The organism is Microbispora corallina (genome assembly GCF_016863035.1).
Classification (GTDB): Bacteria; Actinomycetota; Actinomycetes; order Streptosporangiales; family Streptosporangiaceae; genus Microbispora; species Microbispora corallina.
In genome coordinates, this window is record NZ_BOOC01000007.1 from 56,602 (window position 1) to 67,704 (window position 11,103).

At 69.8% G+C, this 11,103-nt stretch carries 8 protein-coding genes; 7 read left to right on the plus strand and 1 reads right to left on the minus strand.

Translation table 11 applies throughout. The features are described from left to right. Window positions 1-73: 73 nt before the first annotated feature. From Mco01_RS11245 to Mco01_RS11275, 7 genes are all read left to right on the plus strand, one after another. Window positions 74-487 (plus strand): hypothetical protein, encoded by a 414-nt coding sequence (locus tag Mco01_RS11245; protein ID WP_204056831.1) that lies wholly within the window; start codon window positions 74-76, stop codon window positions 485-487. A 232-nt stretch (window positions 488-719) separates the two neighbouring features. Further along, entirely contained in the window at window positions 720-2,021 is a 1,302-nt protein-coding gene (locus Mco01_RS11250) for a vanadium-dependent haloperoxidase (protein ID WP_204056832.1), read from the plus strand. A gap of 433 nt (window positions 2,022-2,454) precedes the next feature. Continuing rightward, window positions 2,455-2,613 (plus strand): hypothetical protein, encoded by a 159-nt coding sequence (locus tag Mco01_RS11255; protein WP_204056833.1) that lies wholly within the window; start codon window positions 2,455-2,457, stop codon window positions 2,611-2,613. After that, on the plus strand, window positions 2,613-3,623 hold the full coding sequence (locus Mco01_RS11260; protein WP_204056834.1) for an ABC transporter permease: 1,011 nt from the start codon (window positions 2,613-2,615) through the stop codon (window positions 3,621-3,623). Before Mco01_RS11255 ends, Mco01_RS11260 begins: the two co-directional genes overlap by 1 nt. Beyond that, entirely contained in the window at window positions 3,620-4,561 is a 942-nt protein-coding gene (locus tag Mco01_RS11265) for a carbohydrate ABC transporter permease (RefSeq protein WP_204056835.1), read from the plus strand. Before Mco01_RS11260 ends, Mco01_RS11265 begins: the two co-directional genes overlap by 4 nt. A gap of 64 nt (window positions 4,562-4,625) precedes the next feature. Continuing rightward, window positions 4,626-6,290 (plus strand): type 2 periplasmic-binding domain-containing protein, encoded by a 1,665-nt coding sequence (locus Mco01_RS11270; RefSeq protein ID WP_204056836.1) that lies wholly within the window; start codon window positions 4,626-4,628, stop codon window positions 6,288-6,290. Continuing rightward, window positions 6,287-8,077 carry a right-handed parallel beta-helix repeat-containing protein gene (locus Mco01_RS11275; RefSeq protein WP_204056837.1) on the plus strand — a complete coding sequence of 597 codons (1,791 nt, stop codon included), beginning with the start codon at window positions 6,287-6,289 and terminating at the stop codon, window positions 8,075-8,077. Before Mco01_RS11270 ends, Mco01_RS11275 begins: the two co-directional genes overlap by 4 nt. Here the strand turns inward: Mco01_RS11275 and Mco01_RS11280 are convergent. Beyond that, entirely contained in the window at window positions 8,074-11,103 is a 3,030-nt protein-coding gene (locus tag Mco01_RS11280; RefSeq protein WP_204056838.1) for a glycoside hydrolase family 2 TIM barrel-domain containing protein, read from the minus strand. The two genes, Mco01_RS11275 and Mco01_RS11280, sit on opposite strands and share 4 nt — an antisense overlap.

Consider the following 11,103-nt stretch of genomic DNA (forward strand, 5'->3'; position numbering starts at 1 on the left):
CATGTCGATGGCCGCTGATCTGGATGCGGTGCCGGAATCCGCGACGCGAGGGCGGCGGCGGTGGGGCCGTGCGGTGGCGGTCGTGCTGGTCCTGCCCCTGCTGTACGCGTTCGCCAAAATGCCGGAGTGGATTCACAACCGGCAGATGGACGACCTCGCCGGCCGGATCCTGAGCTATCCACCGCCTCCGTCCACCGGCTTCGCGTCGGAGGAGTTCTCCGCCTCCTTCGCGGCGTACGGCATGAAGGACACGTGCACCTACCGGCTCCGCTTCGACATGACGACGAAGCTCTCGGCCGATGAGATCACTCATTACTACGAGACGGCGGCGATAACACCGGTCGCGGGAGGAGAGGAATCCTTCGCCGTCAAGGTGTGGACGCTCCCGCAAACGCCGGCCTCGCTCGACATGTCCGGCCAACAGCAGGTCATCGTCGAGATCCAGGACCGCGACCTCGGCTCCCTCTGGGATTTCCGCTGCATGTGAATTCGCCCCGCGCGCTCGTTTCGCAGCAGGGCGGTTGACGATTCCCAGTTTGGATCGGTCCAGGAAAGCCACCTGACGGTGGCGTTCCGGTGATCGTGGGACGTCGGCCGTGTGGCCGGAGGATACGACCGGACCTCGCGGCGGCAAGGGGGCTTGTTTTCGGTCACGGCATTATCGCCCTGTCGATTGGTGGCCACTGTGACGGTTGTGATCTTCCGAGTAGTTTGCTGGCATGCTTGCTTCAGGTGAAACGGGCCGGGCAACCGTCCTCCGGCGCAAGGCCGTTTTTCTGGCCGTCGCCGCAATCGTCACGGTAGGGTCGCCGGTCGCGCTCGAAGGCTCGTCGTTCGCGTCGGATTCGGGCACGCCCGACAACGCCGTCGTCGTGTGGGACCGCAACGCCCAGACGGCTATTTGGGACAACGCCCATCAGCAGCCACAGGTCCAGGCGCGCAGTTTCGCGATGGTGCACGGAGCCGTCTACGACGCGCTGAACGCGATCGCCGGCACGCCCTACCAGCCGTACCTGGTCGCGCCGGCCGCCGACGGGACCGAGTCGGCGGACGCGGCCGTCGCGACCGCGAGCTTCCTCGTGCTTAACGCGCTGTTCCCCGACCAGCAGGCGAGGCTGCGGACGCAGTACGACGAGGCGCTGGCCGCGATTCCCGACGGCACCGCCAAGCAGCGCGGAATCACCGTGGGCACGCAGGCGGCCGACGCGATGATCGCCGCGCGGCGGGACGACGGGGCGTTCGGAAGCCAGACCTGGCCCGTCGGCACGCAGCCCGGCCAGTGGCGGCCGACGCCTCCCACGTTCGCCTCGGACGGAGCGTGGGTCGCCCACCTCAAGCCGTTCCTCATCCCCAGCGCGTCCATGTTCCGCACGTCGGGTCCGCCGGCGCTCACCAGTGCCCAGTACGCCAGGGACATCAACGAGGTCAAGGCGATCGGCTCGGCGACCAGCACGATCAGGACGGCCGACCAGACGCAGGCCGCGATCTGGTGGCACGACAGGCACCTGGCCGAATGGGAGATCAAGCGGCAGCTCGCGACGACGCGGCGGCTGAGCCCGCTCCAGGCGGCCCGCATGTTCGCGATGGTCGACCTGGCCGAGGCCGATGCGACGACGGCCTGCTACAACGAGAAGGCGGCGTGGAACTTCTGGCGCCCCGTCACCGCGATCCAGCTCGCCGACACCGACGGCAACCCGAAGACGGTGGCCGACCCCGCGTGGATGCCGCTGCTCGTCACGCCGCCGCACCCCGACTTCACGTCCGGACACACCTGCTTCACCGCGGCGAGCATGTCGGCGTTGGCGTACTTCTTCGGCCGGGACGACATCCCGTTCAGCGGGTTCAGCGCCGACTCCGGCACCACGAGGTACTTCCGCGGGTTCTCCCAGGCGCTCGCCGAGGTCGTGAACGCCCGCGTCTGGGGCGGCATCCACACGCGCACGGCCGACCTGCAGGGCGCGAAGATCGGCGCGCAGGTCACCGCCTACATGGTGACGCACTACTTCAAGCCCAGGCGGTGACGGTCCCGCACCGCGCATAACCGACGAACGCACCCGAGGCTCATGGGCCCGGGTCCGGATCCCCCTCCGGACCCGGGCCTTCGTCGTGAGCGGCGAAGCCGTACGGAGACGGTGGCGGGGCCGGGTGGCGGCCACAGGCGGGGATCGGGGTCGAACGGCACGGGGGCATGAGGTCCTCGGTTCTGCGGAGCGCGGCCCATGGGTGCCGCTGAGCGTAGGACTCGTCCGAGACCAAATCAATACTTGACGAAGTTAAATATTGATCCTACGTTTCGCCTATGTTTCACGCCACGGCGCGGCCTCGCAGCCGTGGCACCGGCGGCCCCAGAGGCCTCAATCCGGCATCGGCCGGTCACATCGCAACAGGCACCACCAACCCCCCTCGACCAGGAGGTGTGACTTGAGGTCACCGCTTTCGCTGACGGAGCCGCACGTGAGCCCGGCCCGTGCCGTACCGGACGGCTGCCACGTCGAGCGCACCCCGCGGCCGGGCGCGGTCACCCGGCGGGGAGCGGTGGCCGGGAACCGCCGGGCGCCCGGCGTCGAAGGCGAGCCGGGCCTCGCCGCCGCCCGCGACCTGCGGGTGGACTGATGGCGGTCACCACACGGCGTCCGGGCCCGCCGGCCGGCGCGACCGAACCGGCCGGGTCCCGCACGGACCGGAACGCGTTCGCGCGCTACTGGCACAGCCGCTGGACGGAGGCGCGGCGCTCCTGGCGGCTGTACTGGCAGCTCTACCTGCTGGTGGTCCTGCCGGTCCTGTACTTCGTCGTGTTCAAGTACGTCCCGATCAGCAACGCCGTCATCGCGTTCAAGGACTACAACGTCATCAAGGGGCCCTGGGGCAGCGACTGGGTCGGGTTCAAGAACTTCGAGATGTTCTTCGCCAACCCGGTCTTCGGGACGCTGCTGAAGAACACCTTCATCCTGGCGTTCTACCTGGTCCTGGCGAGTTTCCCGATCCCGATCATCCTGGCGATCGCGCTGAACGAGATCCGCGACGGCTGGTTCAAGCGGTCCGTGCAGATGATCACTTACGCACCCTACTTCATCTCCACGGTCGTCGTCGTCTCGATGACGATCCTCATCCTGTCGCCGCGGATCGGGCTCGTGAACGACGCGCTCGGGCTGTTCGGGATCCCGGCCGTCGACTTCCTCGGCGACCCGCACTACTTCCGCCACATCTACGTGTGGTCGGATGTCTGGCAGACGACGGGCTACTCGGCCGTCATCTACATGGCCGCGCTCGCGGGCATCGATCCGGCGCTGCACGAGGCCGCCAAGATCGACGGCGCCACCCGGCTGCAGCGGATCCGGCACGTCGACATTCCCGGGATCATGCCCACCGCCGTGATCATCCTGGTGCTCGGCGTGGGGAACATGATGGCGATCGGGTTCGAGAAGGCCTACCTGCTGCAGAACGACCTGAACCTGGCGCAGTCGGAGATCATCCCGACCTACGTCTACAAGACCGGCCTGATCAACGCGGACTTCAGCACGGCGACCGCCGTCGGTCTGTTCAACTCGGTGGTCAACCTCTGCCTGCTGCTTTTCGTCAACGTCGCCGCCAAGCGGATCACCGGGAAGGGACTGTGGGGATGAGCGCGCTGACGTCGTCGGTGCTGTCGAGGCTGCGGCCGCAGACCCCGGCGGTGAAGAGGGTCCGCGAGCCGTTCCGCGACCGCGTGTTCCTGATCGTCGTCACGGTCATGCTGGTGGTGATCCTGGCGCTGGTGCTGCTGCCGTTGATCTACATCGTCGCCAGCTCGTTCAGCAGCGCGAGCGCCGTGTCCGCGGGCCGGGTGAGCTTCTGGCCGGTGGAGTTCTCGCTGCGGGCCTACAAGGAGGCTCTGAGCAACCCGCAGGTCCTCCGCGGGTACTACAACTCGCTGTTCTACGCCACGGCCGGCACGCTGATCAGCGTCACGCTGACCGTGGCCATCGCCTACCCGCTGTCGCGCAAGCGGTTCTTCGGGCGCAACGTGCTGATGACCGGCCTGATCTTCACGATGTTGTTCTCGGGCGGCCTGATCCCGACGTACATGGTGGTCCAGGACCTCGGCATGCTGAACACCCGCTGGGCGCTGCTGATCCCCAACGCCATCGGCGTCTGGCAGGTGATCATCGCGCGCACGTTCTTCGCCAACTCCATCCCGGAGGAGCTGCACGAGGCGGCGATGCTGGACGGGGCGAGCGAGCTGCGCTACCTCCGGTCGGTGGTGCTGCCGCTGTCGAAGCCGCTGCTGGCCGTCCTCACGCTGATGTACGTCATCTGGCAGTGGAACACCTACTTCGACGCCCTGGTCTACCTCAAGGACCCCGATCTCTATCCGTTGCAGATCGTGCTCAGGAACATGCTCGTCCTGAACACGCGCGGCGTCGGCGCCACGAACATGGCGCAGCAGATGGCCCAGCAGCAGCTCGCCAACGTTTTGAAGTACGCCCTCATCGTCGTCTCGAGCGTGCCCGTGCTGATCATCTATCCGTTCATCGCCCGCCACTTCACCAAGGGCGTGATGGTCGGCGCCGTCAAGGGCTAGCAGCACCTCTCGATTGAAATCACCTCCGGAAACGGGCTCCACCAAGGAAAAGGGAACAGTGCACATGCGTTCCATCAAGAAAACGGTCGCCGTACTGACGAGCGCCACGACGCTGGCTGTGGCGGGATGCAGTTCCGGCTCCGGGGACGGCGACGGCGTCAAGCCCGAGTTCGCCGGCGGCAAGGTCGTCATCGACACGTTCGCGCCCGCCAACGCCGACCTGGATCTGGCCACGAACCCGGTCACGAAGCTGATGAGCGACAAGTTCAAGATCCAGTTCCGCTGGCAGACCACCACCTTCGACGCGGGCCCGGCCAAGGAGAAGAGGCAGATCGCGCTCGCCAGCGGCGACTACCCGGACCTGTTCCTGCTGATCCCCTGGGTGGACGGGTTCTCGCAGGCCGAGGTGCTGAAGCTGGGCAAGCAGGGCGTCGCGGTGCCGCTCGAGAACCTGATCAAGGAGAACGCGCCCAACATCCAGAAGGCGCTGGACTCCAACAAGACGCTCAAGGAGATGTCGACCGCGCCCGACGGGCACATCTACGCCCTTCCGCAGTGGTCGGACTGCTTCCACTGCACCTATCCGAACAAGCTCTGGATCAACACCGCCTGGTTGAAGAAGCTGCACCTGCAGATGCCGAAGACCACGGAGGAGCTGCGCACGGTCCTGCGGGCGTTCAAGACGAAGGACCCGAACGGCAACGGCAAGGCCGACGAGATCCCGATGACGGCCGACGTGCAGGACGGCCACCTGATCGACTACCTGATGGGCGCGTTCGCCTATCCTCCCGCCGGCGCGAACAACGGCGGGATCGGGCTGCTCACCCTCGACGGCGACAAGGTCACCACCCCGGTGGACAAGCCGGAGTGGCGCGAAGGCCTGAAGTACATCCACTCGCTGTTCCAGGAGGGGTTGATCGACCCGGCCTCGTTCACGCAGAACGCCGAGGCGCTGCAGGCGACCGGCAACAACCCCGACGCCGTCATGATCGGCTCGTCGCCGCTCCTGCACCCGGCCATCTTCGTGCAGCTGGGCTCCAAGGACGGCCGCGACAAGCAGTACGACGCCGCGCCGCCGCTGACCGGGCCGTCCGGTAAGAGCTACAGCGGCATGAACTACCCGAGCTCCAGCACCTTCACCTTCATGCTGACCAACAAGGCCAGCAAAGAGGCGCAGGTCGCGGCGATCAAGATGCTCGACTACATCTACACGACCGAGGGCACCGAGACCGCGGTCATGGGTCCGGAGGGCGTGGGCTGGACCAAGCCGGGGCCCGGCGACGTCGCGCTCGACAACAGCGTCCAGCCGCTCTACAAGCGCACGCCCGGCTCGGAGGCGCCCAAGAACCTCTCCTGGGACGCGATGGCGCAGTACAACCTGACGCTCGCCTACCGCAACGCCCAGGTGACGCCGATGGACATCTACGCCGAGGACGGGTACGAGCGGCGGCTGTTCCAGGCGACGAAGCTGTACGAGGGCCACGAGGACAAGGCGCAGTTCTTCCCGACGGTCTCCGTCTGGATCGATCCGAGCGTGAGCTCCGAGATGGCGACGCTGAAGACGAACCTCGACAGCTACGTCACCCAGGGTGAGCTGGCCTTCGTCACCGGGTCGAAGAACATCGACACCGACTGGGACGCCTACGTCAGCGGTCTCGACGGCGTCGGCATGAAGCGGTACCTGGAGCTGAACCAGCAGGCCTACGACAAGTACAAGGCCGGGCAGTGACCCCGCGCCCAGCCGGCCGGACGCGGCGGCTCCGCCCCACGACGGCCGGCTGGGCGCCACGGCGTCCGCCGACGGTGCTCGACGTCAGCGGCTTCGGGGCGGTCCCCGGCCGGCCCGACCTCGACGCCGCGCCCGCGGTCCGGGCGGCGCTGCGCGCGGCGGGCGCCGTCGCCGGCCCGGTGCTGCTCCGCTTCCCGCCCGGCGACTACCACCTGTGGCGGGACGGCGCGCGGCGCCGCGAGCTGTACGTCTCCAACACGGTGGGGGACGACCCGCGACACCGCGACAAGTCGATCGCGCTTCTCGTGGAGGCCGCGGACGACCTCGTCATCGCGGGGGAGGGCGCCCGTCTCGTCCTGCACGGGCGTCAGACGACCTTCGCCGTCGTCGACTCGCGGCGGGTACGCGTCGAGGGGCTGGAGTTCGACATGGCGGTGCCGACGGTCGTCGACGGCACCGTGGTGGCCGCAGGCGTCGCGGCGGGCCGGGCCTACCGGGTGATCCGGGTGCCCGCCGCCACGCTCTTCTCTGTGGAGGGCGCCTCGATCCGCTGGCGGGGGGAGACGCTCGGCTCGGGCGCGATCGACTGGTCGGGGCGCGACGGCCTGGAGTACACCCAGATCCACGACCCCGCCGGCGGGCGGACGTGGCGCGGCCCCAACCCCCTCTTCGACCGCGTACGGTCGATCGAGCGGGTGGGGGAGCGTGACATCCGGATCGACTACGAGCACGACGGCGAACCGGCCGACCTGGGGCTGGTCTACTCGATGCGGCCGACGACCCGCGACCACCCGGGCGGGCTCGTGCTCGACAGCTCCGAGGTGACGCTGTCGCGGCTGCGGTTCCGCTTCCTGCACGGATTCGGCGTGGTCGCGCAGACGAGCCGGGACGTCGCCGTCGAGGAGTGCGAGTTCCGGCCGCCGCCGGACAGCGGGCGGCACAGCGCCGGCTTCGCCGACTTCCTCCAGTTCTCCGGCTGCTCCGGACAGGTGGTGGTGCGCGACTGCCTCTTCGACGGCCCGCACGACGACCCGATCAACGTGCACGGCACCTACCTGCGGGTGACCGGCCAGCCGGACCGCCGTACGCTCGAACTCGAATACCCGCACCGGGAGACGGCGGGGTTTCCCCAGTTCTCGCCGGGCGACGAGGTCGAGCTCGTCGACCGCGCCACGCTCCGGGCGGTCGCCTCCGCCACGGTGCGGAGCGCGCGGCAGCCGAGCGGCCGCGACCACGACCGGCCGCTGCGCACCCTCGTCGTCACCGTCGACACGGAGCTCGCGGAGGGCCTCGCCGGCTGGACCGCGGTGGAGAACGTCACCCGGACGCCGAGCGTGCGGATCGCGGGCAACGTCTTCCGCAACGTGCCCACGCGCGGCGTGCTCGTGACCACCCGGCGCCCGGTGCTGATCGAGGACAACCGCTTCGAACGGACCGGGATGGCCGCGATCTACGTCTCCTGCGACGCCCAGGAGTGGTGGGAGTCCGGGCCGGTGCGCGACCTGACGATCCGCGGCAACGAGTTCCTCGACCCCGGCGGACCGGCGATCCTCCTCGATCCGAGGAACACCCGATGCGACGAGGCGCATCCGGTCCACCGCGGGGTGGTCGTGGCGGACAACCGGTTCACGCTCGACGGCGTGCCCGCGCTCGACGCGCGGAGCACACACGGCATCCGCCTCCGGGGCAACCACGTCGTGCGGCACGGGCAGGAGACACCCGACGTCGTCCTGCGGTCGTGCTCCGATGTGCGGATCGACCAGGACGACACCGGGAGCGAGACCTAGCCCGCCGCGATGCGCAGTCTGATCGTGCGCGCCTCCGGGCGGAGCGAGAACTCCGGCCACACGTCCGGCCCGCAGGCCCGGGAGCCGAGCCCGTGCTGGGCCGCGTCGACGATGAGGTGGCTCGTCGCCGAGTCCGGCAGCTCGTACGGGTGCCTCGCCTGGGCGATCTGCTGCGGCGTGTGGCGGCTGAGCGTGAAGCCGGGGCGACGGCCGCGCGCGTCCGGGATCGCCACGACGCGCAGCACCGCCGTGCCGGCACTCGTCAGCGTCAGCTCACGGAGCCGGGACCGGTGCCCGGTCTCCTGCGGTCGTGCGTACTCGGCCGAGAGGTCGCGGATCGCGGAGGAGAAACGGCCGGTCCGCGCCGCGCGGAGGCTGTCGGGGTAGGACTCGAACGGGCCGAGCCCGAACCATTCGGCGCCGTCCACGGGAGCCGCGCCGTCGGGCAGTTCGAAGCGGATCCCGATCCGCGGCCACACCGTCCGCCAGCCGCTCGACGGCTGGATCTCCACCCGCAGCTCGAGTTCGCCGCCTTGCAGTGAGCCGTCTTCCCGCGAGCCGGGTTCCAGCGAGCCGCCCTCCAGCGACCAGACGGACTCCACGATCACCGACAGGGCGGAGTTCGCCGCGGAGACCTTGGAGACGGTCCGCAGGGCGTCCGGGGCCTGCTCCACCGACAGCAGCCGCGTGGTCAGCCGGTCGAGACCGTCGCGACGCCACAGGTCGGCGTTGGAGACCCCGCCCACACTGGCGTCGCTCCCCTCGACGTCCTCGGACGCGCCCTCGTCGTTGTCGGTCGGGGCACGGAACAGCTCCAGCCGCGGACCCGTCACGGCGCGGCCGGCGAGGCGCACGAGAGACCCCTCGGCGAACTCGGCGATGCCGAGGGTCGTCGTTCCGCCGCCCGGCCGCCATCCGGTTCTGTGCCGGACGGCGGGCACGGGACGGCGCGCCGAGCGGTCCAGCTGGGCCGTCGCGACCACGTGGCCCTCCGGCGCCCAGGCCGTGGGCGCGGCCAGCACCGCGTCCACGGTGAGCCATGTCTCCGCGTCCGCCGCGACCGGGATCCGGGGGAGCGGCACCCGCGCCGACCCGCCCGCCGCAACGACGGGAACCTCCAGGTCCCCGGAGTCCACCACCGTGCCGTCGTGCTCGACGCGCCAGCGGAAGCGCAGGTCGGAGGTGTCGGCCGAGTGCCGCAGGTTCGCGATCGCGACGTCGCCGCCCTCGAACGCGAACCGGATCGGCTGCACGACCGCCTTGAACTCGTGGAGGCCGGGGGTGGGGACGTCGTCGCTCAACAGCATGCCGTCCATGACGAAGTTGCCGTCGTGGACGACCTCGCCGAAGTCGCCGCCGTACGCGTAGTAGGGCGTGCCGTCCGGGGTGGTCGTCAGGATGCCGTGATCGCGCCATTCCCAGACGAAGCCGCCGTGCAGCCGCGGATGCCGGTGCACGAGCGCCTCGTACTGGTCGAGCGCTCCCGGCCCGTTGCCCATCGCGTGGGCGTACTCGCACAGCAGGAACGGCTTGGCGCGCTGCCGGGCCGCCTGCGCGGGAGTGCAGTCCGGCAGCGGGGAGCGGGAGCCGTCGGTGCCGATCTGCTCGGTCTCGGGCACCGAGGCGTACATGCGGGAGTAGACGTCGGTGTACTCGCCGGCCTGGTCGCCCTCGTAGTGCACGGGCCGTCCGGGGTCGCGCGCGTGGACCCAGGCCGACATGGCGGCGAGGTTGGCGCCGGTCCCCGCCTCGTTGCCGAGGGACCAGATGACGACGCTGGGATGGTTCTTGTCCCGTTCGACCGTGCGCCGGATCCGGTCGAGGTACGCGTCCCGCCACGCGGGGTCGTCGCTGGGATTGCCGGCCCAGTCGAGCTGGGCGAAACCGTGGGTCTCGAGATCGCATTCGAGGACGACCCAGAACCCCAGCTCGTCGGCGAGGTCGAGCAGCCGCGGATGCGGCGGGTAGTGGCTGGTGCGGATCGCGTTCACGTTGAACCGCTTCATGCGGGCCAGGTCCTCGCGGGCGTGCCGCTCGTCGAAGACGCGGCCGCGCTCGGGGTGGGTCTCGTGGCGGTTCATCCCGTGGAACACGACGCGGCGGCCGTTGACCAGGAACCGGTCGCCGCGGATCTCGACCGTGCGGAACCCCGCCCGCAGGGCGACCCTCTCCGTCGCCGACGACACGGTGACGTCGTACAGGCGGGGCCGCTCGGCCGACCAGGGCTCCACGCCGTCCACGTCGAACGGCGCCACGTCGTCCGGCGTCGCCCAGACCCGCTCGACGCCGAGCTCGGGGAGGCGCAGGGTGACCGGGAACGCCGCCGCGTCGGCGACGACCTCCGTCTCGACGCGTCCGCGCCCGTTCTCGAACCCGGTCCGCAGCCAGACGTCCTCGACGCCTCCGGCCGGCCGCGCGATCAGGGTCACGTCGCGGAAGACGCCGGGCAGCCACCACTGGTCCTGGTCCTCGACGTAGCTGGCCGCCGACCACTGGTGCACGCGCACGGCGACGACGTTGTCCCCCGGCCGTACGGACGATGTCACGTCGAACTCGTGGGCGAGCCGGCTGCCGGCGGCGCCGCCGATCTCGTCGCCGTTCACCCACACCCTGAAGAGCGACTCGACCCCGTCGAACCGCAGCACGACGCGCTCTGCTCCCGACCAGTCGGGCGGCACGTCGAAGTGGCGGCGGTAGTCGCCGGTGGGGTTCTCGTCCGGCACGTGGGGCGGGTCGATCGGGAACGGGAACCGCACGTTCGTGTAGATCGGCCGTCCGTAGGCGCCGTCGCCCTGGAGCACCCAGTGGGAGGGCACCGGGATGAGGTCCCACCCGCTGTCGTCGAAGTCCTCGGCCGCGAAGTCCTCCGCCACCCGGGCCGTCGGCGACAGGCGGAACCGCCACTGCCCGTTCAGCGATCGAGCGGGGGCGTCGGAGCGCAGCCACGAGCGCGCCGGGCGCAGTGCGCCGCGCCACGGCGCGGGGTCGGCGACGTAGGGGGGAACGTGAGATGCCACGAGCGTCAT

What these genes read in the sequence shown, in the direction of transcription:
- Mco01_RS11250 (WP_204056832.1), top strand. Translation starts at nt 720, where the DNA reads ATGCTTGCTTCAGGTGAAACGGGCCGGGCAACCGTCCTCCGGCGCAAG.
- Mco01_RS11260 (WP_204056834.1), top strand. Translation starts at nt 2,613, where the DNA reads ATGGCGGTCACCACACGGCGTCCGGGCCCGCCGGCCGGCGCGACCGAA.
- Mco01_RS11265 (WP_204056835.1), top strand. Translation starts at nt 3,620, where the DNA reads ATGAGCGCGCTGACGTCGTCGGTGCTGTCGAGGCTGCGGCCGCAGACC.
- Mco01_RS11270 (WP_204056836.1), top strand. Translation starts at nt 4,626, where the DNA reads ATGCGTTCCATCAAGAAAACGGTCGCCGTACTGACGAGCGCCACGACG.
- Mco01_RS11280 (WP_204056838.1), bottom strand. Translation starts at nt 11,103, where the DNA reads ATGACGCTCGTGGCATCTCACGTTCCCCCCTACGTCGCCGACCCCGCG.